The 26,302-nt window shown below is 66.0% G+C and carries 23 protein-coding genes and 1 tRNA gene; 8 read left to right on the top strand and 16 right to left on the bottom strand.

Annotated features, from left to right (window positions below; translation table 11 throughout):
* Positions 1-31 precede the first annotated feature (31 nt).
* From trpS to VLE48_07155, 11 genes are all read right to left on the bottom strand, one after another.
* Entirely contained in the window at positions 32-1,081 is a 1,050-nt protein-coding gene (trpS, locus tag VLE48_07205; GenBank protein HSA92781.1) for a tryptophan--tRNA ligase, read from the bottom strand.
* Positions 1,078-1,767, bottom strand: a complete 690-nt coding sequence (locus VLE48_07200) for a site-2 protease family protein (GenBank protein ID HSA92780.1) — start codon at positions 1,765-1,767, stop codon at positions 1,078-1,080. The genes trpS and VLE48_07200 overlap by 4 nt, the downstream gene beginning before the upstream one ends.
* Positions 1,768-1,873: 106 nt before the next feature.
* Positions 1,874-2,689 carry an acyltransferase gene (locus tag VLE48_07195; GenBank protein HSA92779.1) on the bottom strand — a complete coding sequence of 272 codons (816 nt, stop codon included), beginning with the start codon at positions 2,687-2,689 and terminating at the stop codon, positions 1,874-1,876.
* A 48-nt stretch (positions 2,690-2,737) separates the two neighbouring features.
* A complete protein-coding gene (locus VLE48_07190; GenBank protein ID HSA92778.1) occupies positions 2,738-5,263 on the bottom strand; it encodes an AsmA family protein in 2,526 nt (841 codons plus the stop codon).
* Positions 5,263-6,018, bottom strand: coding sequence for a signal peptidase I (gene lepB / locus VLE48_07185; GenBank protein HSA92777.1), 756 nt, complete (start codon positions 6,016-6,018; stop codon positions 5,263-5,265). The genes VLE48_07190 and lepB (VLE48_07185) overlap by 1 nt, the downstream gene beginning before the upstream one ends.
* Positions 6,019-6,060: 42 nt before the next feature.
* Positions 6,061-6,816, bottom strand: a complete 756-nt coding sequence (gene lepB / locus VLE48_07180; GenBank protein HSA92776.1) for a signal peptidase I — start codon at positions 6,814-6,816, stop codon at positions 6,061-6,063.
* The gene (rnc, locus tag VLE48_07175; GenBank protein HSA92775.1) at positions 6,813-7,607 is read right to left on the bottom strand and encodes a ribonuclease III; all 795 of its coding nucleotides are present in this window, start codon (positions 7,605-7,607) and stop codon (positions 6,813-6,815) included. The genes lepB (VLE48_07180) and rnc overlap by 4 nt, the downstream gene beginning before the upstream one ends.
* A 36-nt stretch (positions 7,608-7,643) precedes the next feature.
* Complete coding sequence (locus tag VLE48_07170; GenBank protein HSA92774.1) at positions 7,644-8,516, bottom strand: tetratricopeptide repeat protein; 873 nt, start codon at positions 8,514-8,516, stop codon at positions 7,644-7,646.
* 59 nt (positions 8,517-8,575) lie between these two features.
* Positions 8,576-10,096, bottom strand: a complete 1,521-nt coding sequence (locus tag VLE48_07165) for a tetratricopeptide repeat protein (protein HSA92773.1) — start codon at positions 10,094-10,096, stop codon at positions 8,576-8,578.
* Positions 10,097-10,243: 147 nt separating this feature from the next.
* The gene (locus VLE48_07160) at positions 10,244-10,912 is read right to left on the bottom strand and encodes an anti-sigma factor (protein HSA92772.1); all 669 of its coding nucleotides are present in this window, start codon (positions 10,910-10,912) and stop codon (positions 10,244-10,246) included.
* The gene (locus VLE48_07155) at positions 10,909-11,607 is read right to left on the bottom strand and encodes a sigma-70 family RNA polymerase sigma factor (GenBank protein ID HSA92771.1); all 699 of its coding nucleotides are present in this window, start codon (positions 11,605-11,607) and stop codon (positions 10,909-10,911) included. The genes VLE48_07160 and VLE48_07155 overlap by 4 nt, the downstream gene beginning before the upstream one ends.
* 267 nt (positions 11,608-11,874) lie before the next feature.
* On the opposite strand from VLE48_07155, the gene VLE48_07150 reads away from it, so the two are divergent.
* Positions 11,875-11,950: transfer RNA gene (locus tag VLE48_07150), tRNA-Ala, on the top strand.
* 202 nt (positions 11,951-12,152) lie between these two features.
* On the top strand, positions 12,153-12,950 hold the full coding sequence (locus VLE48_07145) for a PilZ domain-containing protein (GenBank protein HSA92770.1): 798 nt from the start codon (positions 12,153-12,155) through the stop codon (positions 12,948-12,950).
* Positions 12,951-13,070: 120 nt separating this feature from the next.
* On the opposite strand, the gene VLE48_07140 is transcribed toward VLE48_07145, so the two are convergent.
* The 3 genes from VLE48_07140 to VLE48_07130 form a co-directional block, all read right to left on the bottom strand.
* On the bottom strand, positions 13,071-13,526 hold the full coding sequence (locus VLE48_07140; protein ID HSA92769.1) for a DUF4440 domain-containing protein: 456 nt from the start codon (positions 13,524-13,526) through the stop codon (positions 13,071-13,073).
* A gap of 135 nt (positions 13,527-13,661) precedes the next feature.
* Entirely contained in the window at positions 13,662-17,921 is a 4,260-nt protein-coding gene (locus VLE48_07135) for a DEAD/DEAH box helicase (protein HSA92768.1), read from the bottom strand.
* A gap of 65 nt (positions 17,922-17,986) precedes the next feature.
* A complete protein-coding gene (locus tag VLE48_07130; GenBank protein ID HSA92767.1) occupies positions 17,987-19,189 on the bottom strand; it encodes a cytochrome P450 in 1,203 nt (400 codons plus the stop codon).
* An 88-nt stretch (positions 19,190-19,277) separates the two neighbouring features.
* Here VLE48_07130 and VLE48_07125 point away from each other — a divergent pair, with 88 nt between their 5' ends.
* From VLE48_07125 to malQ, 4 genes are all read left to right on the top strand, one after another.
* Entirely contained in the window at positions 19,278-19,613 is a 336-nt protein-coding gene (locus VLE48_07125; GenBank protein ID HSA92766.1) for a hypothetical protein, read from the top strand.
* A 95-nt stretch (positions 19,614-19,708) separates the two neighbouring features.
* Complete coding sequence (locus VLE48_07120) at positions 19,709-20,332, top strand: HAD hydrolase family protein (GenBank protein ID HSA92765.1); 624 nt, start codon at positions 19,709-19,711, stop codon at positions 20,330-20,332.
* Positions 20,333-20,394: 62 nt separating this feature from the next.
* Positions 20,395-22,362: a peptidylprolyl isomerase gene (locus tag VLE48_07115; protein HSA92764.1), complete on the top strand. Its 1,968-nt coding sequence runs from the start codon at positions 20,395-20,397 to the stop codon at positions 22,360-22,362.
* 98 nt (positions 22,363-22,460) lie between these two features.
* A complete protein-coding gene (gene malQ / locus VLE48_07110; GenBank protein ID HSA92763.1) occupies positions 22,461-24,005 on the top strand; it encodes a 4-alpha-glucanotransferase in 1,545 nt (514 codons plus the stop codon).
* Between the two features lie 111 nt (positions 24,006-24,116).
* Here the strand turns inward: malQ and VLE48_07105 are convergent, their stop codons facing one another.
* Positions 24,117-24,587, bottom strand: a complete 471-nt coding sequence (locus VLE48_07105; protein ID HSA92762.1) for a hemerythrin domain-containing protein — start codon at positions 24,585-24,587, stop codon at positions 24,117-24,119.
* A gap of 145 nt (positions 24,588-24,732) precedes the next feature.
* Here VLE48_07105 and VLE48_07100 point away from each other — a divergent pair, with 145 nt between their 5' ends.
* Both VLE48_07100 and VLE48_07095 read left to right on the top strand, forming a co-directional pair.
* Positions 24,733-24,918 (top strand): hypothetical protein, encoded by a 186-nt coding sequence (locus VLE48_07100; GenBank protein HSA92761.1) that lies wholly within the window; start codon positions 24,733-24,735, stop codon positions 24,916-24,918.
* The gene (locus tag VLE48_07095; protein ID HSA92760.1) at positions 24,918-25,775 is read left to right on the top strand and encodes a 3-hydroxyacyl-CoA dehydrogenase NAD-binding domain-containing protein; all 858 of its coding nucleotides are present in this window, start codon (positions 24,918-24,920) and stop codon (positions 25,773-25,775) included. Before VLE48_07100 ends, VLE48_07095 begins: the two co-directional genes overlap by 1 nt.
* A gap of 205 nt (positions 25,776-25,980) precedes the next feature.
* Here the strand turns inward: VLE48_07095 and VLE48_07090 are convergent.
* On the bottom strand, positions 25,981-26,302 hold a 322-nt coding region (locus VLE48_07090), incomplete at its 5' end, for a DUF2199 domain-containing protein (protein ID HSA92759.1).

Below are 26,302 nucleotides of genomic sequence, written 5' to 3'. Positions count from 1 at the left end.
TCGCTGTTGCTGTGCCTGCATTATTTGCCGGTCACTGGGCGGACTTGGGAGGCTCGTACTCCGGCGACATGCCCATGGCGGCGCGCACCTGCTGCATGGTGGCATCAGCGGCGCGTGCGGCCCGGGTGGAGCCCTCCTCCAGGATGTCCCAGGCGAGGCGCGGCTTTTCTTCGTACTTGCGGCGGCGTTCCTGCATGGGGGCCAGCACCTGGACGAGCGCGTCCGCGGCCCATCCCTTGCACTCGATACAGCCGATGCCCGCGGAGCGGCATCCTTCGTAGACCTTGGCCAGTGTTTCCTGCGAGCTGAACAGCTTGTGCAGGTCGCCCACGGGGCAGACGTCGGGATTGCCCGGGTCGCTGCGGCGCACGCGCGCCGGGTCCGTGACCATGGTCTTGAGCTTGGCGCGCAGCGAGTCCTCCGGCTCGGTCATCAGGATGACGTTGTCGTACGACTTGGACATCTTGCGGCCGTCGGTGCCGGGCAGCTTGGGCGAGGGCGTGAACAAGGTCTTGGGTTCGGGGAACGACCAGCCGCGCTTGCCGCCATAGAAAGCGTTGAAGCGCCGCGCGACCTCGCGGGTGAGCTCGATGTGCGGGGCCTGGTCCTCGCCGACGGGCACGTAGTCGGCCTGGTAGATCAGGATGTCCGCGGATTGCAGCACCGGGTACCCGAGAAAACCGTAGGTCGAGAGATCCTTGTCGCGGATGTTCTCGCGCTGCTCCTTGTAGGTGGGCACGCGCTCCAGCCAGCCCAGCGGCGTCACCATGGAAAACAGCAAGTGCAGCTCGGCGTGCTGCGGCACGTGCGACTGGATGAACATGGTGCACTGCTGAGGATCGAGGCCGGCGGCCAGCCAGTCGAGCAGCACATCCACGCAGTTGCGCTTCACCTGCGAGGTATCGGCGTAATCCGTGGTGAGTGCGTGCCAGTCGGCGACGAAGAAGAAGCAGTCGTAATCCTTCTGCAAGCGCACCCAGTTGTCCAGCGCGCCTACGAAGTTGCCCAGATGCAGCTTGCCGGTGGGACGCATGCCGCTCAGCACGCGAGGTCGCTTCCGATTCTTGTTGGCGGGTGTCATGCGAGCAGGAGGAGAAGCGCGTCGAAGAAACGCAGCACCGGTTGCAACAGGGTGAAGACGACGCGTCCGCCGACCAGGAACAAGAGCACCAGGCCCATCCATCCGACCATGTCGTAGACCTGGCGGATGGATTCCGGCAACAAATGGCGGAGGACGTGACTGCCGTCGAGCGGCGGAATGGGAATAAGGTTGAACACGGCCAGGAGCAGGTTGATGAGCATCGCCTGGTAGAGCAGCACCACCACCGGCACCCAAAGGGAAGTCTGGGCCACCGGGATGGGGAAGTTGCCTGCCAGGCCGCGCACCAGCGCACGGCCGTCGCCGGAGATGGACGCGATTCCCGCCATGACGCCCACGGCGCCGGCGGCTACCAGGATATTGCTGGCTGGCCCGGCCACCGAGGTCAGAATGTCGTCCCGCACTTCATTCTTGAAATTGCGAGGATCGACGGGTGTGGGCTTCGCCCAGCCGATCACCGGCAGCCCGGTGAGCAGCGCGATTCCCGGCAGAATCACCGTACCCACAGGATCGATGTGTTTGAGGGGATTCAGAGTCACGCGTCCCAGCATGTAAGCGGTCGGATCGCCGCACTTCCAGGCTGTGAACGCGTGCGCCGACTCATGAAAGCTGATGGCGAACAGGAACACGATGATCTGGAAGACGAAGCCGACGTGCTCGATACTCATGATGGCAAAGTGAGGATAACACGCAGGTTGATGACATCGGGTCCTCGGGTGATTCGGTTATCGAAAGCTTTGAGCCGGTCCGCCGAATGACCCGAATGCTCCGTTCCTAGGTCTTGCCTCCAGCCGCCTTGCGCACGGCCTCGGGCGCGATGGACTTCACCTTGATGGTCTTGGCGGGGATGCCGGCGGTGACGTGGTAAGGCTCCACGTCTTTGGCGGCTACGCCCAGCGAGCCCACCATGCCGTGCTCCCCCACGCGTACGCCGCTCAGCACGGTGGCGTGATAGGTGACGCGGGCGCGCGGACCGATCTCGGTGCGATGGTTGGTAATGATCATGCCATCGTTCAGGTCATGGGCGTGCGAGTACACGCTGGCATAGTCGGAGATGGAACTGCCTTCGTGGATGATGATCTCGCCGCGATCATCGAGCAGCACGTACTTGTGGATGACGCAGTTGTCTTCCACCGTCAGGTTGTAGCCGAACGACATCTCGACGCCGTGAAAGATCTTGACGTTCTTGCCGCGATGCTTGAAGACGTGCCGCGCCAGCATGGCGCGCATGCGGAAGCCCAGCCAGTGATTGAGGCCGACGGGAGAACGGTCGAACATCATCCAGAACCAGATGAGCGGCTTGCGCTCGGCGTATTTTTCCGCGTCCACGTCGCCGTAGTACTCCGGCTCCATGGTGGCGTTGCGCGGATCGAAGGAGTGCACCAGCGCCTGCTGCGCGGCGGGCGACTTCGGGTCCGGAGCCTGATAGGGGCGCCCTAGATAGAGCTGGTGCAGCGCGTCCCGCACCACGGCGGCGCGGTGCTCGGGGTCGCGGTTCATGAACTCCGCGTCCAGCCGATCGATCCATTCCTGGAAAAGCTTCTCCGCCTCCGGGGTGGGATGGCGGTCACGATACTCATAGCGAGGCATGGGCTTCTCCGAAAACATCAAGAATAGCAGAGGGCTGGGAACGCGCGGTCAGCGCGCCAACGACGCCCGGGTGGCGGGCCCCGGCAGCGGCGCTACGCGTGGCGCCGCCAGGGTGCCGGTGACCGCGAAACCGTGAGCTTCGTCGCGGACCAGCCGCAGGTCGAGTTCGCGGGCCAGGGAAGCCGTGCCGCTCACGGTGTAGGTGCCGGCGGCGGTTTCAAGTTGTGCTTCCGGGAAGGTGAGCACGCCATCGCGCAGCGCCATCTTCCCGCTGAAGCGCCGCAATCGCAGGGGAGCCTGGGAGGCGGGCAGCAGCAGGCGAGCCAGCGACCCATCGCGCCAATCGAAATCAAGTTCGCCGGAAGCAGCCTGCACCAGCGCCGGCGCGGCGCTGCCTGAGGTGGTGATCTCGTAACTCGCGGAGACGTGCCCGGTGGCCCAGGGGTCGCGCATCAAGCGGCCCACCTGCTCCAGCGCGATGTCCGTCAGCTTTCCCGCCGCCGAGTAGGTTGGCTGCTCGCCGGTGAAGTCGGCATGCCAAACGCCCTCATGCCGACCGCCCAACAGTTCACCCCGCAGTTCCGCAATCTCGAGCCGGTTCTGGGCCAGGCGCGCGACCGCGGTCACGCGCTGTGCCGCCACCGACTTGATGAGGACACGCGCAGCAGTGATGCGTCCTTCCGCGCGCAAGCCGGAGAATATGCTGGGCTCTTCCTTTCGACTCGCGAACTGGAACCAGCGTCGCTGATGCACCTGGGGATTCAGAAGGCGGTTCAGCTCGTCGAACACGATGTCGTTGGCGTGGAGCGTGAAGCGCACCGGACAGCCGGCCTCGCAGGCGCGCTCCCGGCTGGCTTCGCCCGTCAGGCGCAAGCGGGCCGCCGGGAGCGAGAGCGAGAGGTTGCGAACTTCCGCCGTGTCGGGTGAAAGGCGCAAGTCCGCCGCGACCACCTCCACCGGCTCGGCGATGCCGCTCAATCGGAGCGTAACGCGGCGCACCTGCGCCGTTCCCGAGATGACGGCGGGCGCGAACTCCGCCCATGGTCCTGCCATTTCCATGTCCACCCGCGCGGAACCATCGGCATCGAGCAACCGCGCTTCTACTCCCAGTGCGCGGGCCAGGCGCGTAAGCTGCGTGATGGCAGCCATGCCGCGCACGGAGAGCCGATACCCGGACGCGGAGAGAAATCCTGTCAGCTCGACCGGCGCGCCACCGCCAAGGTTCAAGGGCAGTGGTTGCAGGCTCAGCCGGGCTTCCGAGACCGCGTCCGGGCGTCCCGCGCGCAACCGACCGGCTTGCTTCAGAGGCGGCGGATTCTCGACGAGGAAGCGGACATCCGGGGCCGAAAGGTCAGGATCGAGCAGCGCGGATCGCAAGCGCAGCCCGGCGATGGAGCCTCCACCGGCCCAAACCGGTGCGCGGCCGGCTTCTTCGAGCGAGCGCAGGGTAAAGGCGGCGTTCAATTCGCCGTCGGCGGTGAGATCGCCCGGCAGGTCGCGCTTGGCGCGGCGCGCGATCTGCGCCAACGAAGCGGCCGGCACGGCGCGCAGGGCGAAGCTCAGATCGTAACGGCGCTCGCTGAACAGGCTTCCGATCATGCCGCGCAGGGCGAGGTCGCCCTCGCCCACCGGCGCCAGGCAGTCCACATCACTAAGAGCGTCGGATGCGGCGCGGTAGGTGGCCGAACAGCGCAGCCGGCCGCGGAGCCCTTCGCCGGCCACGATGTCATAGCGGCGGAAGTCACGCAACTCGGCTTCGGCTCCCATGCTCAGATCGTTGGGCCTGCCGGTGAAGGAGGCGCGCAGGTCGAGCGCGCCGCGCCAACCGCGGTTCCTGCCCCAGAGCAGCGCGGAGAGTTGCCCGAGCTGCGCTCTTTCCAAAGTCACGGAGAGTTGCAGCGGACGCTCGCCGGGCGCGGCCGCGCGTCCCAGCGTGCCCGAAAGGCGGAGTTCGCCGGTGTCGCCCAGATTCATATCCGTGCGCACCGGGCGCGCCTCCAGGCGCACGCCCCATGCCTCCTCGGACTCCAGCCACAGCGCGAAGTCGGCGTCGGCCAAGGTGAGGGCCTTCTTCTCCTGTCCGAGCTTGAAGTTGATGCGACCGTTCTCCGCTTCGATGTAAGGGAATCGCGGCCGGCTCTCGGGCCGGGGCAGCGCCGTGGGCGCCGAGGGCGTTTCCGCGGCGCGCGCCATGAGCGCTTCCAGATTCCAGTGGCCTTCGGGCGAACGCACCAGGTTGAGGCTGGGCGATTCCAGGCTGAGGTGGGCGATTTCCAGCCGTCCCCGCCACAGGGAAGTCAGCCGCAGTGCGGCAGTGACCTCGTCGGCACGCAACATGGGCTCGGCGCTGAAGGCAGGGTCGTCGCCGATCACCAGGTTGCGCAGATCGAAGCCCGGCCGCGGCAACAGGTGCAGGCTGATCTCATCCACTTTGACGGAACGTCCCAGAGCCGCTTCCATGGCGGCCACCAGGCGGGCCTTGAAGCGGTTGGCGTTGATGTAGGGCGGCAGAAGCAGAATCGCTGCAGCGGCCGTGGCCACAACCAGCAGCCGACGCGAGCGTCCGGAGGGCATCAGCGCACCAGGTGGAAGGTCCGCCGCCAGCGTGTCTGGTCGAAAAAGTGAATGATGACGTGGAACAGGTAGCCTAGGCGTTCGCTGGGGGCGGTCTTCAGATATTGGCCGGGCGGGGTCTCGAAAGACCAGTAGATGATCATGGGCCGGCCGATGACGTGTTCGCGGGGCACGAAGCCCCAGGAGCGGCTGTCGTAGCTGGCGTCGCGATTGTCGCCCATCATGAAATAGTTGTCCTCGGGCACCACCAGGTCGCCGCCCTCGAGATGCGAGGGGAGCGACAAGTACCACTCCGGGGTGGTGGCGCCGCTGGGCATGGACACGGCAGGGAAGTCGTCACGGTACGGACGATAGTCGCCGCGGCGGATGGCGTAGGATTCGTCCTGCGGGACGCCGTTAAGGAAGACGACGCCGTTGCGCAGGTGGAGGCGGTCACCCGGCAGGCCGATGACCCGCTTGACCACATAGAGACCGGATTCCGCCGGGGAGAGGAACACGACGATGTCCCCGCGCTGCAGGTCGCGGTAGGGCAACACCGGTCCCACCCATCCGGTGCGGGGAGCGTACGCCAGCCGGTCCACGAACACGTGATCGCCGATGAGCAGCGTGTCCTCCATGGAGCTGGAGGGGATTTCGAAGGCCTGGAAGATGAAGGTGATGATGAACAGACCGGTGACCAGCACCACCGCCATGGAGCCCACAAACTCCATGGGTGTTTCGCCCGGTTTGGCGTCTTCCTTCTGCTTCTTGCTCAATGGGTTCGCATTCTCCGTCCGCGGGAGGAGCGCTCGCCGCCCCTAGCGGACGACGCGGAAGGTCCGTTCCCAGCGGGTGTTCTGGAAGAGGTGAGCCAGTCCGTACGCAAGACGAGACAGTGTACCATCGGGCACCGCAGCCAGTTCCTGGCCGTTGTCGTCCACCGACCAGTAGATGATCAGCGGCCGTCCCACAATGTTCTCGCGGGGCACGAAGCCCCAGTAGCGGCTGTCCAGGCTTTCGTCGCGATTGTCGCCCAACACGAAGTATTTGCCGGGCGGCACCACGATGCCGCCGTCGCGGATCTGCCGGCGCATCTCCTGGAACCATCGGGCATCGATGCTGGAAGTGAAGAAGTCGGTCGCCGGGAAGTTGTCACGGAAGCTGTCGCGTCCGCGCAGCTTATGCACCACGTAGTCCTCGGGAACGGGCTTTCCGTTCACCAGAAGCTGCTTGTGGTGCAGGCGGACCTGGTCGCCGGGCACCGCCACCACGCGTTTGACGAAGTGCTCCGCCGGACGGACCGGATAACGGAAGACGACGATGTCGCCTCTCCGCACGGGCTGGTAGGGAAGGACGCTGCCCCACGCTCCGCCTTGGGCGAAGTGCACCTTGTCCACCAGCAGGTAATCCCCGATCAGCAACGTGTTCTCCATGGATTCCGAAGGAATCTGGAAGGCTTGCACCAGAAAGGTGATGATGAAGATGGCGATCACCACGGTCTCGGCGAGGGACTGCAAGGAGCTGGGCCAATCGCCCGGGAGAGATGCTGCGGGATTGTGCTCCAGTTCGCTCATCGCGACCCCGTGCCGACGCGCCTTCTGGAGGCCGGCCTGGCGGTTGCTTCCTCGGCCGCAGCCAAGTGCTCGAGCGCCCGGCGCGCAGCGCGCTGTTCCGCTATCTTCTTGTTCGGTCCTTGCGCCTGGAACGCGGCGGCCGCGCTGCGTCCCGGAGATTGGATGCGCACCTCGACCGTAAAGGTCTTGCGGTGGTCAGGTCCGGCCTCCTCGACCAGCACGTAGCGGGGCTGCGGCCGGCCCTGGGCCTGCAAGAACTCCTGCAACGCCGACTTGTGGTCGGTGGGCGCCAGGCCCACGCCCGTCTCACGCTCCAGCCGCTCCAGGGCCGGCCCGATTACGCGCTGCACTACGAACTCTTCGGCTTTTCCGAGGCCGGCGTCCAGGTAGAGCGCCGCCAGCACTGCCTCCACCGCGTCGGCGAGCAAGGCTGCCTTGTGGCGCCCGCCGCTCTTTTCCTCCCCGCGACCCAGGCGCAGGTAGCGTCCCAGTTCCAGTTCGCCGGCCACGTGGACCAGATGTTGCGCGCTCACCATGTGGGCGCGCATTTTGGAAAGCTCCCCCTCGTGAAAGTCAGGGAAACGGCGGTAGAGCTCCCGGGTGGCAAGGAAGCCAAGCACGGCGTCGCCCAGAAATTCCAGTTGCTCGTTGTCGCGCGCGCCGGAAGCGGGGGCACGCGACTCAGCCTCGTGGGCGTGCGAGGCGTGGGTCAGCGCCTGCTCCAGCAGTTCGCGGTGCTGGAAGCGATGTCCCAGCGCCGCCTCCAGGGCCGTGATTTCTGCTGCTCTCATGGCCAATCCGGGTCGGGCTTCGGACCGGAGGTCCAGCTACTTGGTTCCCGTCAACTGCGTCAGGCGGGCCTGCTCCTGCTTGGCCATATCGTGGACCTGTCCGCCGCCCTGGGCCTGGGCGATCTCCACCGCGCGGTTGGCCGCCTGTAAGGCGTCCGGATATTTCTTCTGACGATCCAGAGCCAGCGCCAAGCGCAGCCAGGTGAGCGGATCGGGGCGCGCCTGGTTGATCTCTGTGGCTTTGCGGAAGTGCTGCTCCGCGGCGGCATCATTCTTGCGCACGGTTTCCGCCACGCCCAAGGCTTCGTGGGCCACGCCCAGCAGTACCGCCTTCATCATCTGTACTTGCTCGTCGGTGGCGCTGGGGGCCAGCGCCAGGCCGGTGTCGACGGTCTCCAAGGCGCGCTGCGCATACTTGGCAACCTCCGCCAGCCTCTCGTCCCGGTCGAGATCGGTTTCCCGTGTGCGATCGGCCAGCACGCTGGCGGTAATGGCCAGGGCCCAGGTGTTGTCCGGGTCGTACTCGATGGACTTGCGGCCCATCTCGATGGTCTTGTCGGCGTCGTTAGCGTTCTGGTACCGGCTTTGCAGCACCTGGTAGAGCGTTCCCCGCAACTGGCTGGTGGGAAAATTGGTCACAAAGTCCGCGGCGGCGGCTTCCGCGGCCGCCATGTCGGGATTGTTCACCACCGCCAGGTAGGCAACCTGCTCCTCGGCGCTCTGCGCCTGCAGCACACGGCGTCCCGGCGCAGTTGCCGGTGCGGGCTGCGCGGGCTGGGCGCCGGCCTGGGGCTGGCTGCCGGCTGGGGCCTGGCCGGCAGGCTTTTGTTGCTGGCCGCTGTAGGTCTGAGCTACAGCCACCGCCGTCAGAACCAGGCTCAGGATGATGATCGAGAATGATTTCTTCATGCGAGGTCTCCTTAAATCTCCTTTGCGTCGGCGCTCGCGAGCACCGGACGGGTTCGGGCCTACGGCCTGGCCGCCTGCGGTTCGTAGGGCTGTGCCAGCCCTCGTTCGGCAGCGGCCCGGGTGTCGGGCGTGGTGTCACCCGCGGCCAGCGCAGCGCGATAGTGCGAAACGGCGGCGTCGCGGTTCTCCTGCAGGTCAAAGATCCTGCCGAGATAGATGTGGGCCCAGGCTACCAGACGAGGCTCACGGGCCAGTTCGAGGGTGCGTTCAAAGTAGAGGCGTGCCCCTTCCATGTTTCCGTCGCGGGTGGCGGCGCGGGCCAGCACGAACAGAGCGTGCGCGGGGTCTTCACGGCGGATTTCCAGCGCCTGGCGGGCCAGTTGCTGAGCCGTGGCTGTGTCTCCCCGCGCCAGCCGGTCCTCCGCCAGTGCCAGCATGGAAACTTCGCCGGGCCGCGAGGCGCGCACTACCTCCGGGGCCGCCTGGGCGGCAAACTCCACCTCGCGGGCGCGCTTGATCTCGTCCTCCGCCGGCAAGTCGTGCAGCATGTCACCGAAGGCGTCCTTGATGCCCACCGGGCTCTCTTCGAACCGTTCCAGCGCGCTGTAGAAATAGCGTGCCAATACGAAGCCTTCGCGCACGGCATCCTCGGCCTTGCGCTCCCGCACCTCGCGAACCTTGTTCTTGGGTGTGTCCTCCGGGGGGACCATGGTGCGCGCTTCCAGAGCACGGATCAAGGACTCGATCAGCAGCAGTCCTACGTCGTGCTTGAAACTCTCATCCATGGGCGCGGCCTTGACCGCCTCCAGCAAAGGCTGCAACTTCACCAGGGCATTGGCCCGCTTGAGCGTGAAGGTGTCGAGCACATAATGCAGATAGGTGTGGCGCACCTGCTCCATGCGCGGCGGCCCGGCCGGCGAAATCACTACGAAGTAGTTGGGACCATAGTTGCGCGCGTTCACCTGGCTGGGCGCGGCCAGCGGGTCCAGGTACACCACGAAGCGCCGCCCCAGGTAGCCGGCAAACTGCAGCTTCAGGTAGACGTCAGTCTCCAGCAGCATGCGTGAGACCGGCTGGTGGTAGCCTTCGATGAAACTCTCATACTCGCGCTGGTGCTTCTTCCAGATCGCGCCCAGGTTGGTTTCCGCGTAGAAGGGCTTCAGCAACGGCGCCAGGCCGAGAACGTAGGCCGCGTCGGGTGGGAAATCGGCTTCTTTCGCGTTGGGCGCGAACTCCGCCGGACCGTCGAGGTACAAGGCCAAGGACACATACTGGGCCAGCGTGCGCGAAGCCTCCGGCTGCTGGTGGTCGCGGTAAAAGTCGCAGACCTGGCGGTGCGCCGCGGCCGCCTGCGGGGAGCGGGTGATGGCGTCCGCCACTTCGGCGCGAACCTGCAGCCGCACAGGATCGGAGGCTGTGACTTCCTGGTCGTAGCCGCAGGCATTGATGGCGGCCAGCACCGTGAACAGCGTTTCGCTGGTGTCGAGTGAAACCTTGGAGGTGGTCTGTGCCCCACACGGGAGCGCGAGCAAGCCGCACAGGCCCGCCAGCAGCACGAACCGAGGGAGAAGCCGCAGCACCGCCTCCTGCAAGTTGATCCTGGGGTGGGAGATTGGGAAAAACAAGTGTACGGGAGCCCTCCCGCGCCGGTCAAACTTGAGGCGCCTGCGCGGTGTCAGCTTTGCCGAGCCCACGATTGCGGGCAATACTGCCTTGCCTCAAGCTCCTTATCCCTTCACCGACACCTTGGAGAAAGAGAGCACCACGCGCCCTGCTGTGGGACGCCCGAACGACATGGCGGGACGAAAGGTGGTGAAAATCAGCGCATTGTTGAGTTGGGCGCGCAGCTTTTCGTCCTGCTCCGGACCGGCCAGGATGCGATAGTTCTGTACCCGGCCGTTGGCGTCCACGTAGGTCTCCACCACCAGCGCATCCGCGCTGTTCAGCGAGCTCACTCCCGCGGCGAAGGGCGACTCCTCCAGTTGCGGCGGCAGGTAGAGCAATGTGGGGACGTCGTTGGCGCCCGCCTGCGCCGGAACCGGATAGATTCCCACCAGCAGCCCGAACAGCAGCACCGTGCTCACCAGCCCGGCCGTGGCAGGCAGCAGGAATCCGTTGATGGCGTTTTCCAGCCGCACCATGCCGGCGGCGAGGCGCCGGCTCAACGTATCGGCGGAGCGGCGGGAGAGGGCCACGCGCAACTGCAGCGCCAGGGCTTCCGGCGCGCGTCGCGGTCCCAGGGCGTGGACCAGCGCCTGCGTGCGGGTCAACTGGCGATATTCCAGCCTGCACGGGGCACACACGTCCAGGTGGCGCTCTACGGCCAGCATCTGGGCCCCGGTCACCACACCGTCTAGGCAGGGAGAGAACAGCGAACGGGCCTGTTTGCACTTCATGGCGTAACCTCGATGGGCTCGCCGGCGGCAGCGCCGGCGTCATCCTCGGTGGAGCGGCGCTTGTTCTCCGGCGCCGTCTCCCCGGCATAGCGCAGGAGCCGCTTTCGCAACGCGTCGCGCCCGCGCATCAAGCGTGATTTCACCGTGCCCAGCGAAACTCCCAGCACTTCCGCAATCTCCTCGTAGGAAAGCTCTTCAATGTCGCGCAAGATGACCGTGGTGCGGTACGGCTCGGGCAACTGTCGCAGTTCTTCCTCCAGCCGCTCCCGCACTTCCCCATGCATGGCCGACTCCAGCGGCGAGTCCGATCCGTCTACCAGCGTCTCCCGCAGGCAGGCGCAGAAACCGGAGTCGCCCGTCTCCTCGGCGGGCTCGATGGACGTCTCGCGCCCCTTGTGCCGGTACCACCAGCGCCGCTGGTTCGACGCTTCCCGGATGGCGATGCGGTATATCCACGTCTTCAGGCTGGCGTTGCCCTGGAAGGAGTGAATGCCGCGGAACACCTTCAGGAAGACCTCCTGGGTGGTGTCGGCCGCGTCCGCCGGGTCGTGCACAATGCGGTAGACCAGGCTGTAGATGGGCTGATGGAAGCGGGCAATCAGCCACTCATAGGCCTCCTCGGAGCCGGACTTCAGCCCGGCCACGATGGCCACCTCTTCCGCGCGACCACTTAACGCGCTGGCAATGTCGCCCACTTTGCCGCTCCCGCCGGCGCGGATCCGTTGTGCCCGCCGGCGCCTTCCGGCACCGCTTCGGCCGCCGCCTCACCCGGCCGCGACCTGCTAACCCTATTAGACTACAAACCCGGCCAGGAAGTTCCTGCCCTGCCTGCTTGGATGGGACCAAGCCCGCCGGCGATGCCCGGCGCTTCTCCCACCCAAGTTTAGGAACGCGGGTTTGACTATCCCTTGCGGCTCGGCGAAAATGAACTCCCGTAACCTTCCTGCCGAGTCTTTCCGCGTGGGCCTGTGGCGCAGCTGGGAGCGCGCTTCCATGGCATGGAAGAGGTCGTCGGTTCGATCCCGACCAGGTCCACCAGCTTCTTCGCGGCTGTTGCCGGAGCTGATTCCCGCCTTTTTGTAACCAGCTAACTCATTGTCCCAAAAGCCTTTAACTGGCTTACCATGGTAACGCCGCGGGATTACCGCGGTTATCTTTCCCTGCAATAGTTCTAGCGCTAAAGTGCCAGAGGATTCGGAGGTTGGCGCGCGTTACTCCGACCCAGGAGCTTTGAAGCAGAATGGCAAGTCAAGGCACAATCTGCATCGCGCCCGGCAACCTGCAGCGCTGGCGTGCCGAGGCCATCATGCTCGACAGCCGCGCTGAGCAGCGCGGTTTGCGGCGCTATGCCCTCCGCATGCAGGTTACGGTGCGCTGGTCCTTCGGCTCCACCGGAGGCACGGTGCTGGCGCTGGTGCGCGATATCAGCGAGAACGGCGTGTTCCTCTTCCTGGACTCGCGCATTCCCGAGGGCGCCAATATCGAGTTCATGCTGTCACTCCCGACGGAGCTCGCGGGGGACACCCAGAGCGCATTCTGGTGCAAGGGCCGCGTGGTTCGCGTTGAGGCGCCGCTGGGCGCCAAGGCAGGAATCGGCGCGCGCATCGAGCAGCGCAAGAAAGTTCCCAAGGAGTCCAAGCTCTACCAGGTGGAGTCGGTCAGTCCCAGTGATGCGCCGCTGGGCGGAATGGTCAAGGGGATGTCCCGCAGCAGCAAGAGTTCGGGGCGCCAGGCTACGCCAGCTCCGCCGGTATCCCAGGCTCATCATAGCGAGGCGGGATTGTTGTTCTTCGCCGCTTTGATGGTGCTGGCCGCCGGACTGTTGTTCAGCGTATTCATGCCCACGCCCTCCGCCAATCAAACGGTGCAGTTGGCGGTGGAGGCGGATCCGAAGGCCAAGGTGTGGGTGCATACCCGCACCGGCCAGTACTACTGCCAGGACACGCCCGAGTACGGCAAGCTGGACCCGGGCAAGACCATGAACCAGCACGATGCCCGGGCTGCCTACTATCGGCCGGCGGCGGGGGTCTGCCAATAATCAAGTTGCGGCGCTGAAGCGGCGCGCGGTTGCCGGCCCGCGCTTTCCGGTGGAACCGGCGCAGAGGCGCTCGAAAGCAAGGCACGGGCCAAGCCCGTGCCTTTTGCTTTCTCGGGCGAGTTATCTTGCCGCCGCGAAGTTGGCGTGCACCAGCATCCACTGCCCGTCCTTCTTCACGTAGACCCGGGTGGACTTGGCGCGCGTGGGCTCGACCACGCCGTCTTTATTGGCAGCCGCGCCGATGAAGTTGTAGGTCAGGATGGCCACGTCGCCGTACATCTGCACTTTCTCGTTGGCCATCTCCGCAGCCATCAGGCGGCCGGGCGATCCCAGGTTGGCTTCCGCCAGCCGGTGGTTGATCGTTTTGCCGTCCAGGCGGGTGGGATATTCGTCGTTGAACTCGGTGTAGTCGTCGGCGATGTTCTTCCAGGCGCCGGCCAGGTCCTTGCGCATTTCGGCTTTCCACTGGGCCTTGGTGACGGCAATGACTTCGTCTGCGGCGGAACTGTCGGCCTGCTGCGCCAACCCCAGGCTGGCGACGGCGGCCAACAACACGATCAGAAGTACTCGACGCATCTTGGGTCTCCTTCGGCGAGCGCAGCGGAATCGTGCCCGCCTGCATGACCTCGCCGCTTGCATTTTTTGGATTGGAAAGGCAGGCAACCGTACCGAAGCACAGTAACGGAGTCAAGCGGGGTGCGTGCCGATTCTTCAATCGCCGGCGCGGGCGCCGCTCTCGCGAGCTTCGGCTTCCACCGGCACGCCATCGCAATAGGTGACGAATCTTCCGGAGACGGCGGGTACGCGCTCGCCGGGCACCAGGATGCCCACCAGGTTCAGCGGATCGGCGGCGGAGACGACGATGGTTTCTCCGCTCGGTTCCAGCTTGCGCGTAGCGCGCAGCGAATCCACCGCCACGGGCAGAGCGAACTGCTCGCCCAGGAAGCCGGAGACGAAGCGGCCGCCGCGCACTTCGCCGCGCGCTTCCAGGCGGCGGAAGGCATCGAGCAGCTCGCGCCACTTGGGCACGATCGTCTCCCGAGCCAGCAAATCGCGGAATACCACGCCGTAACGCTGCAGCAGCATCCGGCAGGTGGCCTCGACGGCCCGCACGCGATCGGCGTTTTCCCCGGCGTAGAGCAGCGACCAGCGGCCGGTGCTGTGCCGGGGGCGCGCCACGCGTCCCGCGCCATGCCCGCTTCGACGCTTGGGATCGATCAAGGCGCGGAGATTATCGAAGCCGTCGGCCGTCACCAGGCCCGCCGCCACCAGCTCCCAGAGCGCCGTTTCCACTTCCGCCTTCAACCGCCCCGTGCCGCGCACCAGGTCGGCGAAGAAGGAGGCTCCGCGCTGTCGCAGGTAGCCCAGCAGTTCCTGCGCGCCGTGGCTCAGGCCGGTCCCTTGGTCTTCCTCCGGGCGGCGGGGCAGCATCCAGTCGGCTTCCTCGCGCACGAAGAAGGTGATGGGCGCGACGCTGGTGGGCACCACACGGCGGCGTCCCGCGGCGGAGTCCTCCAGCGTCGCAGGATGCGGTGAAAGTCTTCCCCAGCCCACCGCGCCCGTGAGGCACAACTGGTCCAGGGCTTTGGGATCGTAACCCGCGACACGACGCGCCAGCACCTGCGGCTCCCAGGCGTTGGCGGGGATCTCGAAGCCCTGCAACTGGCGCACGGCTTCGAGCACGCCGCGCTCGCCGCGCAACTGAGCGCCATCCGCCAGATGCTGCCAGCGCAGCAGCCAGCGCAGGAACTGTGCCGCGGTTACCGGTTCGATCTGTTTGCGCAGCGTGCCGAGGGTGAGCTGATGGATGCGCGCCAGCAAGCGGCGATCACACCACTCGTGCGGGATTGGCTGATTGGGTGATGGGGTGGTTTGGTGATTGCGAAAGCTGCCCCGGAGGATCGTTCCAGCGGCTTCCAGGCGTAGCATTTGCTGTTCGACCTCGCGTTCCTCCAGGCCGAGCGCGAGAGCAAGCTCGCTCGAGGTCGTGGGGCCGGAGTGCTGCATCCATCCGGTTACCAGCGCAAGCAGCGCGTCATCGCGCGAAGACGCTTCGCCTGCGATTTCGGGTAGCGGACGCTCGAAGCGAGCCTCAGGAAAAAGAATGGCAAAGGTCCTGGCGCGCTCGGTGGCCACCCAGTAGGCGCGGCCCGCGGCCACAGCACGCCCGGCTCGATCGCAGGCGACCAAAGTGTCGAAGTATCCACCCCATCTTTCGACTATCGGTTGCCCGGCCGGTGACCGCGTTTCTTCCGGCAGCGCCAGCAGGGTGTAGAGCGCGTCGTGCAGTTCGTCGGCGTCGCGCACTTCCGGCCAGGCATCCTCGCGCACCTGCGCGATAGCCGCCGGATCGAGCCGTCCCACTTCCGCCAGCACCGAATCCGGCAGCACCCGCCGCATCTCGACGGCGCGCGCGCGGCGCTCTTCGAGTGGTGCATCGTCCAGGAAGGCGTAAGGATTGGCGTTCAGGATCTGATGGGAGAACGCGGAAGGCGCCACCGTATCCACCGCCAGGGTGCGGATGGCGCCCGAGGCCATGCCGCGCAGCACGGCGCGCAATCCTTCGAGGTCGAGCGCTTCGGTGAGCACGTCTTTCATCACCTCGCGCACCAGCGGGTGGTCGGGGATGCGAATGTCGCCCGTGATGTTCTCCTGGCAGGCCGCCACATCCGGGAATACCGAGGCCAGCAGGTCGTCGGAGCGCATGCGCTGGATCTGCGGCGGCACCTTGCGCCCGCCGGAGAAACGCAACAGCGCGAGCGACCGCATGGCGTCCCAGCGCCAGCGCGCCGCGAAGATGGGCGAAGCCAGGGCCGCCTGCTCCAACACTTCCTTGACCGTCTCCACGTGCAGATATTGGAAGACGTCGGCCAGCGGGAAGCTGTGCTGCTCGGCCAGCGCGATGTTCAGGCCTTCGTCGGTGGCGGCAGCCTGCAACTCGAAGTTGAAGGAGCGGCAGAAGCGCTTGCGCAGCGCCAGGCCCCAGGCCTTGTTGATGCGCCCGCCGAAAGGCGCATGGATGACGAGCTGCATCCCGCCGCCTTCGTCGAAGAAACGCTCGGCGATGATGGTGGTTTGCGTAGGCACGGCGCCCAGCACGGCACGTCCCTCCACGATGTAGGCGACGATCTGCTCCGCGCCGGCATCGTCCAGGCCGCACTCTCCCTTCAACCATTCCACCGCCTGCGTCGCGCGCTCCGGGACCATCTCGCTCACTCGCTCACGCAGTTCGGCGACCTGCGCCGAAAGCTCCGCCGTGCGTGCGGGCGCCTCGCCGCGCCAGAAAGGGATGTTGGGCGGAGCGCCGTGCGCGTCTTCCACCAGCACGCGACCGGTGGACTCGATGCGCCGAATGCGCCAACTGGTGTTGCCCAGCAGCATGATGTCGCCCTTCATGCTCTCGACCGCGAAGTCTTCGTCCACGGTGCCCACCGGCGTGCCTTCGGGCTCGGCGATCACGCTGTAGAGGGCGTTATCCGGGATGGCGCCGCCCGAGGTAATGGCTGCCAGCCGGCCGCCGCGCCGGGCTTTCACGCGACCATGTACCCGATCGCGATGCAGGTAGGCGCCGTAGCGGCCGCGCCGCGAGGCCACACCTTCGCCGAGCATCTCGAGGACCGCGTCGAATTCCTCGCGCCCCAACTCGCGATAGGGGTAGGCACGGCGAGCCAGGGCATAAAGGTCGTCCTCGCGCCAGTCCTCGACCGCAGATGCGGCCACCAACTGCTGGGCCAGGATGTCCAGCGGCGCGTCCGGCACTTCCAGCCGATCGAGTTCGCCCAGGCGAATGGAGCGCACCAGGGCCGCGCATTCCACCAGCTCATCGCGCGTGGTGACAAAGAAGCGCGCCTTGGGCACGGCGCCACGCCAGTGGCCGGAACGCCCGGCACGCTGCAGCGCAACGGCAATCGCGCGCGGCGAGCCGATCTGGCAGACGAGATCGACAGTTCCAATATCAATGCCGAGCTCGAGCGAAGCGGTGGCGACTACGACCTTGGCCTGGCCTTCCTTCAGCCGCTTCTCCGCCGCCAGGCGCAGCTTGCGGGAGAGGCTGCCATGGTGCGCAGCCACGGCTTCTTCGCCCAGCTTTTCGACGAGATTGTGAGAGACACGCTCCGCCAGGCGCCGCGTGTTGACGAACAGCAGCGTGGAGCGATGCTCGCCGACCAGTTCCGCGATGCGGTCATATAGCTCGTCCCACATCTCGTTCGAAGCCACCGGACCGAGCGGCATGCCGGGCACCTCGACGCCCAGGTCCATGGCGCGGCGATGGCCGATGTTGACGATGGCGGGCAGGGGACGCTCGCTGCCGGCCAGGAACTGCGCAACTAGCTCAATCGGCTTCTGCGTGGCGGAAAGCCCGATGCGTACCGGGCGGCGTTTCGTGAGCGCCTCCAGCCGCTCGAGCGAGAGCGAGAGATGAGCGCCGCGCTTGTCGTCGGCTACGGCGTGGATCTCGTCCACGATCACCGTCTCTACGTCCTTCAGCACGGCGCGGCTTCCCTCGGCCGTCAGCAGGATGTAGAGCGACTCCGGCGTGGTCACCAGGATGTGCGGCGGACGCCGCAACATGGCGCGGCGCTCGTGCGCCAGCGTGTCGCCGGTGCGGACCGCGGTGCGTATCTCCGGCATCAGCAGGCCGCGCTCGCCCGCCCTTTGCAGGATCTCGCCCAGGGGGACTTCGAGATTCTTCTGGATGTCGTTGCCCAGCGCCTTGAGCGGCGAAATGTAGAGGACTTCGGTGCGGTCGTGCAGGTTCCCGGCCAGCGCCTTGCGCACCAGGCGGTCGATGCAGGCGAGAAACGCGGCCAGCGTCTTGCCCGAACCGGTGGGCGCGGAGATGAGCGTGGCGTGCCCAGCCAGGATGTGCGGCCAGCCCTGCTCCTGCGGCTCGGTGGGCGAGCCGAAGCGCTCCAGGAACCACTCCCGCACCAGCGGGTGTGCCCATCCCATATCCGAGCCGGGGGACATAAAGTCGGATTCTAGCGCGGCGGAGCGACTTTCGCAAATTATTCGCCCTAGGACAAACCGCTCCTTCAGAAGGCCAGCGGCAGTTGCTCGAGGCCTCGCAAGGGCAAAGACTTGCGCCAGCAAAGTGTTTCTGCCGGCACCGCGAGCCGCAGACCGGGAAAACGCTGTAGCAGCGCGGTGATGGCGATCTGGGCTTCCAGCCGGGCCAGCGGCGCGCCCAGGCAGTAATGCGCACCCTGGCCGAACGCCAGATGGCGGTTGGGTTCCCGCGCCAGATCGAGCGTATCCGGATGCGGAAACTGCCGGTCATCCCGGTTGGCCGACCCCAGTACCAGCAGCACCAGCTCCTGGCGCGGAATGGTCATCCCATAGAGCGTGACGTCCTCGCGCGCATAACGCTCGGTCGCGATATCCAGCGGGCTGGTGAAGCGCAGCAGTTCTTCGATGGCCAGCTGAACAAGTCCCGGGTTCCGGCGCAAGCGCTCCATCTGCTCGGGATGCTCGAGCAGCGCCAGCGTCCCGCTGCCAATCAGGTTGACGGTGGTTTCATAACCGGCAATGAGCAACAGCACCACCATCGCCAGCAACTCGTCCGGGCTGAGGTGGTCGCCCGCTTCCTCGGCCTGGACCAGCGCCGTCACCAGGTCGTCCTGCGGATCGGCGCGACGCCGCTCAAACAGCCGGCGCAGGTAGCGCACGCACATCCAGAGCGGCGGCAGGGCCAGGAACAGATCGCTGCGCGAGGAGACCGCGACGAAGCGCTTTGTCCAGGAATGGAACTTCTGCCGGTCTTCGGGCGGCACGCCCAGCAACTCGGCGATGATGGTCAGCGGCAGCGGCAGCGCGAAGTCGCGAATCAGCTCCAGGCGGCCTTGCCGCTCGGCGGCCGTCAGCAACTCATCGCAGAGCGTCTGAACCCGCGCGCGCAAGCGCTCGATCAGGTTGGGCGTGAATGCCTTGTGTACCAGCGCGCGGAGCCGGGTGTGGTCGGGAGCATCCAGGTCGAGCATGTTGCGCGTCAGCGGCTTGAGAAGCCCGGGGACCCACGGCATCTTGGTGCGCTCTTCTGCCGTCATGCTGCCGCCCTTGGTGAAACGCTCGTCCCTCAACGCGGCGAACACATCGTCATAACGGGTGATGAGCCACGTCGTCTGGCCCAGCGCGCGCGTCCGGTAGAGAGGGGCCTTCGTCCGCAGACGCGCGTAAAACGGATAGGGGTTGGCTTTGAATCTCGGACTGGCCAGATCCGGCGCCTTGATGGGCTGCATTGGCTGGACTCGCTGGCGGACTACCTTACCACCGAGCTGGGCTTGAGCCACTCACCCGAGGTGCAGCCGCGTCGGCTAGAATCACCGCGTGGCCCAGACGTTGAAAGACCTCATCCGTTGCCCGCACTGTCAGGGCGCGGAGATCGTGTACTCCTGCGAGCCCAAGTGCTGCTTCAACCACGTCTGCGCCGACTGCCGCTCCACCTTCGAGATCAACACCCAGAAGACCGGGCGCTTCGACCGCGAGACCTCCATCCAGGCCGCCGAGCCCGAATCCGGCGAGCCCACCACTGCCTGCGCCGCCTGTCAGAGCTTGAGAGTAGCCATCCTCAGCGCCGACGGGAACGAGACGCTGCTGTTGTGCGCCGATTGCCGCGCCGTTTCCCGCCTGGTGATCGAAGAATTCGTCCCCGGCAACTTGTAACTGAGCCTCTAGCTGCTAGCTAGTAGCTCGTGGCCAAGAGCCAACAGCCAAAAGCCAATAGCCTGGGCGCGACGCGCTGCTACAATCTGCCAGCTATGTCCAAGGCTCGCGCCAGGCGCATCAAGCTCATCCTCATGGACGTGGATGGCGTGCTCACCGACGGCACCATCTGGTTGTTTCCCGCGCCCGCGGGCTCCGCGCAGCAAACGGCACCGGCGGCCGCGGCGCGCGCCGACTCCGGCGGCTTTGCCATCGCGAGCGCCAATATCGTCGAAGCCAAGGGCTTTCACGCCCACGATGGCACGGCCATCTCGCTGGCACGGCTGGCGGGCATCAAGACCGGCGTCATCACCAAGCGCATCTCGGAGACGGTGGCGCTGCGCGCCCGCGACCTGTGCCTGGACCACGTCCATCAGGGCGCAGCCGACAAGGTCGCGGTGCTGGAGCAGATCCTGGCGCAGGAGAAGCTTGGCGCCCGCGAAGTCGCCTACCTGGGCGACGACATCATCGACCTGCCGGTGATGCGCCGCTGTGGCCTGGCCATCGCTACCGCCAACGCCCGCAAGGAGGTGAAGAAGGAAGCCCACTTCGTCACCGGGCACGCCGGGGGAGCCGGCGCCGCGCGCGACGCCGTCGAGTACATCCTCCGCGCCCAGAGCAAGTGGAACTCGGTGGTGAAGGCGTATCTGAACGAACGCGGTGCACCGGGGAAGCACTGACCACTGCTTTCCCGCGTCGTCATTTATAATCAGGGTTTGATTCTCTCCGGAGCAGTCCTTCCATGATCCGATTCCTTCAATCGTCGAACCGCGGCGCCAAGATCCTGCTCGGCGGCATGCTGCTGGTTCTTTCTGCGGCCATGCTGGTCTATCTGATTCCCGGCTTCATGGACGCCACCAGCGGTCCGGTCCAAGGCGTGATTGCCAGCGTGGGCGACGAGCAGATCACCGCGCTCGAGGTGCAGGAAGCGGCGCGGCGCATCGGCCGCCAGCAGTTCCAGCGCAATATTCCGGCGCAGCTCTTGCCCTTCTTCATCCAGCGCGCCGCCGATTCGCTGGTGGTGGACAAAGCCATGCTCTTCGAGGCCCGGCGCCTGGGTCTCAAAGTCTCTGAGAACGAGGTGCGCCAGTCGCTGCGCACCGGCTTCCTGGGCGCGCAGCTCTTTCCCGGCGGCAAGTTCATCGGCCAGCCCAACTACGAAGCCTTTGTCCAGCAGAACTTCCAGATGACGGTGATGCAACTGGAGCAGGCCCTCCGGAACCAGCTTCTGGCGGAGAAACTGCGCGCGGTCATCGTGGGCGGAACCTCGGTTTCCGCCAAGGACATCGAGCTGGAGTTCCAGCGCCAGAACCGCAAGATCCGCTTCGACTACGCAGTGCTCAGGCCGGAGGACGTCGCCAGGAACATTCATCCGGCCGAGGCCGAACTGCGTGCCTTCTTCCAGGCCAACCAGGTGCGTTATGCCAACGCCATCCCGGAAAAGCGCCAGGTGCGTTACGTACAGATCGACGCGGCGCTGGCGCGCCAGAAAGTGGAAATCACACCGCAGGATTTGCAGCGCTTCTACAACGACCGCCGCGACCAGTTCCGCGTCTCCGAACAGGTGGACGTCCGACACATCCTGGTGAAGACTCCGCCGGCTGGCGCCGATGGCAAGGTGGACCCCGCAGCCGTGGAAGCAGCCCGCAAGAAGGCCGAAGACATTCTCAAGCAGCTTCGCGCCGGCGCTGACTTCGCCGCCCTGGCGAAGAAGTATTCCGACGACCCCGGCAGCAAGGAGGAGGGCGGCCTCTATGGCGGCGTCACTCGCGGCCGCATGGTGCCGGAGTTTGAAAAGGCGGCATTTTCCCTGCCTCCGGGCCAGATCAGCGACCTGGTACAGACCCAGTTCGGCTTCCACATCCTGAAAGTGGAGAGCCACCAGCAGGCGCACGTGCAGACGCTCGAGGAAGTGCGCGACCGGATCGAGCCGCAGGTCCGGGAAGAGAAGGCGTCACGTGCCGTCGACGAGCTGGCCAGCCGCCTGGAGTCCGAGGCCCGCGGCTCGAACCTCAATACCGCCGCCGGCAAGCTGGGCTTCGCCACCGTGACCACGCAGTTCTTCAGCCGCACGGACACGCTGCCCGGCATCGGCTTTGCGCCCGCCTTCAACGAAGCCGTCTTCAACGCCCGTGAGAAGGCTCCACCCTCGATCGCCCGGATGCCGCAGGGCTACGTGGTGTTCGAACTGCTGGGCGTCCAGCCCGGGCGCGCCGGCACCTTCGAGGAACTGCGCGCGCGCGTGGAAGAGGACTTCCGCAACGAGCGCTCGCAGCAGTTGCTGCTGCAGCGCACCAGCGAACTCTCCGACCGCGCCCGCGCCGCACACGACCTGAAGAAGGCGGCGCGCGAGTTGGGCGCCGAAGTGCGCACCTCCGAGCTGGTCAACGCCCAGAGCCAGGTACCGGAGATCGGCCTGATGTCCGGTTCCGCTTCGGTCGCCTTCGTGCTCAAGGCGGGAGAAATCAGCGGTCCCATTCAGGCCGGCCGAAACGGGGTGGTCATCGCGGTGCTCGAGCGCCAGGATCCCGATCCTGCGGTTCTGGAGCGCGACAAAGACCAGATCCGCGACCGCCTGCTGGCCCGCAAGCGCGACGCCCTCATGGAAGTGTACGTTTCTACCCTGGTGGAGCGCCTGGAGAAGGAAGGCAAGATCAAGCGCAACAACGAGGAGCTCGAGCGCTTGACCGGCGCCTTCGGCAACACCTAAACGAGGCGTCAACGCCTTCGCCGCGTCGGAGCTCCGCCCGCGCCGCCTCGCGCCCGGTTGACAGCCGGGGCATCCAGGCGAAATCCTAGCCGCTCCGCATGCCCTTCACTCGCGCCAGCGGGATCCTGTTGCATCCGACGTCGCTGCCCTCGCGGGGCGGCATCGGAGACTTGGGCCCGGCGGCGTACCAGTTCCTGGACTTCCTCTCCGCCGCACGCCAGCGCCTGTGGCAGGTGCTGCCACTGGCGCCCACCGGCCTGGGCAACTCGCCTTACTCGGCTACCTCGGCCTTCGCCGGCAATCCGCTGCTCATCAGCCTGGAGAGACTGGCGGAGCGTGGCTGGCTCGCTCCCGCGCTCCTGCGCGATCTGCCCGAGCCTTCGGCTTCCGTCGACTATTCCTCCGTGCGCCGTCGCAAGCTGCCGCTACTGCGCGAAGCCGCGCGCAACTTTCTTGCCACTGCCAGGGGAGCGCAGCGCGAACGCTACGAACGGTTCCGCCGCGAAAGCGCGGGGTGGCTCGAGGATTTCGCCCTCTACGACGCCTTGCGTTCCCGGCACGGCGAGCAGGCATGGAACCGCTGGCCGTCCGCCATCGCTCACCGCGAGCCGGCGGCTCTTGCCCGCGCCCGTGAATATCTTGCCGAAGACATGGGGATCGTGCGCGCCATCCAGTTCTTCTTTTTCGAGCAGTGGAACGCGCTGCACAGCGAGGCCCGGCGGCGCGGCATCCGCCTGGTGGGCGACGTCGCCATCTTCGTGAGTTGCGACTCGGCCGACGTCTGGGCCCATCGCGAAATCTTCACCCTGCGCGAGGACGATCTGGAGCCCTACGTGGTCGCGGGCGTCCCCCCCGACCTGTTCAGCAAGACCGGGCAGCGCTGGGGCGACCCGCTCTATCGTTGGGACGCGCTGGCCGCGCGCGGCTACGACTGGTGGATCGAGCGCGTGCGCGCCGCCCTGCGCACCTGCGACATTCTGCGGCTCGACCACTTTCGCGGCTTCGAGCAGTACTGGGAGATCCCCGCCGGCGAACCGACCGCCGTGAACGGACGCTGGCAGCCGGGCCCCGGCGACGACCTGTTCCGCGCCCTGAGCGGCGCGCTGGGCGAGTTGCCGCTCATCGCCGAGGACCTGGGTTACATCACCCCTGAGGTGCATGCGCTGCGCTGCCGCTGGAACATCCCGGGGATGAAAGTGCTGCAGTTCGCCTTCGGCGACCCCGGCGCCCACATCTATCTGCCCCATCGCTACGAAACCAACTGCGCGGTCTACACCGGCACGCACGACAACGACACCGTGCGCGGCTGGTGGGAGTCGGGCGCGAGCGACGCCGAGCGCCGCCACGCCCAGGCCTATTTCGGCCACGACCCCGAAGGCATGAACTGGGCTTTCATCCGCGGCGCCCTGGCTTCGCCCGCCGTGCTCGCCATCTTCCCGCTGCAGGATGCGCTGGGCTTGGGCAGCGAAGGCCGCATGAACGTCCCCAGCCGCCCTGACGGCAACTGGACCTGGCGCTTCCCACCGGATGCGCTCGCGCCACACATCGCCGAGCGCCTCGCGATGCTCGCGGAAGTGACGGACCGTGACCCAGGGACTTCGGTCCCGGCAGCGTCTCAGCCGTCAGAAGAGTATTGCGCCTGACTACCGAGTACCGAGTTGCCAGTACCCAGTTAGGGCGCTCTCACGGAAAGCGCAAAGCGGAAAGCTGATAGCGGATACCGCAAGGCGAAGCCAATAGGCAGTAGCTAGAAGCTAGTCGTTGATCTTGCACGCTGGACCGGAAGCGCTCCCCAACCGCTTCTGCATGCTGCGTCCCAGTTCTTCCAAACGGTTGGCCGGGACCAGCTTCTGCAACTGTTCGAAGAGCTGGCGCTCCTCTTTGCGGATGTGCTGGTCCAGCAGGCGGACGAAATCCGCCAAACCCTCGGTGTCGAGCGTGCCGGTTTCCGCGCGCCGGAAGCAATCGCGCAGCGCCGCATGGTCGCGAAGCAGGTCGTCGACCAGGGGCGCCAGGGCGGGGAAATTGCGCGCCTCCGGGAACAGCACTTCTTCCTCGGCCGCGAAGTGGACGCCGATTTCTTCCGCGAACGCCTCGCGCATTTCGCCGCGCCACTTTTCCAGGCTGGCTTTGCCGGAACTGAGGGCGCGGCGGATGAGCACGCACATGGCCAGCGCGTGCTGATGCTGGCGGGAAAGCGGGATGAGGCTGCGGTCGCGCAGCATGGCGCAGTCATTCTAGCGCGGGCGGCGACGGCGCCTTTACTTAATCACAAGCAGCAGTGACAATAACCAGTTCCACCGGAACTTTGGAACGCGCCCGAGCATGCTTCGCAGAAGCCGCGGAGCGGCCGGTCGTAAGGAGCTTGCCATGATCGTAACCGGCGAAATCATTCGCATGATGAATTACGTGGACGACATCGCGGCCACGCTGCGGCGCATCACCGCCAACTTCAGCTTCATGACCGCGGAAGAGAAAAAGCAACTGGCGGACTACATGCGCAAGGTCGAGCCCAACTACCTGGGCGTGATCGAACAGTTGGAACGGACCGAGTAATGGCCGGGGTCCGCACCATCTCGGTGATCGGCGCCGGCCTGATGGGCCGGGGCATCGCCCACGCCGCCGCCCTCGGCGGCTATCGCACCATCCTCGAGGACATCCTGCCCGACAGCCTGCGCCGCGCCCAGAGCGAGATCCAGGCCAACCTCGCCAAGGCGGTCGAGATCGGCAAGGTCAGCCGTGAGGATGCCGATGCCGCCTTCGCGCGCATCGAGTTCGCCGGCTCCATCGACGAAGCCGCGCGCGCCGCCGACATGGTCATCGAAGCCGTGCCGGAAGAGATCGAATCCAAGATCGAGATCTTCACCCTGCTGGACAAGATCTGCCCGCCGCATACCATCCTCGCCTCCAATACGTCTTCCCTCAGCATCACCGAGATCGCTTCGGTCACCTACCGCGCGCCCCGCTGCCTGGGCATGCACTTTTTCAATCCCGTGCACAAGATGAAGCTGCTGGAGATCGTGCGCGCCCTGGAGACCGACGAACCCACGCTTGCCGCCGCGGTCGAAGTAGGCAAGCGCATGGGCAAGGAAGTGGTGGTGGTAAAGGAGTCTCCGGGGTTCATCACCAGCCGCATCAACGCCATGATCGGCAACGAAGCGTTTTACATGCTGCAGGAAGGCGTGGCCTCCGCCGCCGATATCGATAAGGCCCTGAAGCTCGGCCTGAACCATCCCATGGGGCCGTTCGAACTGGGGGACCTGGTCGGCCTCGATACCCGCCTGCACATCCTCGAGTACCTGCACAAATCCCTGGGAGAGAAGTTCCGCCCCTGCCCGCTGCTGGTGCAGTACGTCAAGGCCGGCCGCCTGGGCCGTAAGTCCGGCCGCGGGGTGTACGAGTACCCGAAGTAGATGAAGGGTGGTAGGACTTCGGCTAAGTCACTAGGGCAGTGCACCGGGGCTTGCGCCCGATCCGCGACTTCCGCTACCACGCCCAGTCCACCCTCGGCGGACGACGCATAACAACCCAGCGCTTCCAGCACCGGGCATGCGGTTCGCCTAAACCTTTTAGGTCCTGTGAGGACGACCACAGCGTGGGTTGCGTAATCCTCGCCGCTCACTCGCTGTTCCGCACTCGTCCCCGAATGATTCCCTTCACCCGCTCCGGTGTGACGCCGTGGTGGTACTCCTGGGCGAGCGGATGGTCGGTGTGCTCGAGTTCGAAATGCGGGCGCCAGCCGGGCCCCTGGATGTGCGCGTACATCTTCAGGTTTAGAGTGTCGGGATACTCGGGAATGTGGTTGCTTAACCACGAAAACATTGGAGGTAGCTCGACACGTTTCGGGTCGTCGTGCATTTCCAGCAGCTTGTGAAAATTCACTTTGCTGAGCGACCCCCAGACACCCCACACGAAGTATTGGTCCGTGCCGATGATTGGC

Source organism: Terriglobales bacterium, assembly GCA_035454605.1.
Lineage (GTDB): Bacteria > Acidobacteriota > Terriglobia > Terriglobales > Acidobacteriaceae > DATMAB01.
Note: the sequence above shows the minus strand (reverse complement) of the source record. Positions and strands in the feature narration are given on the sequence as shown.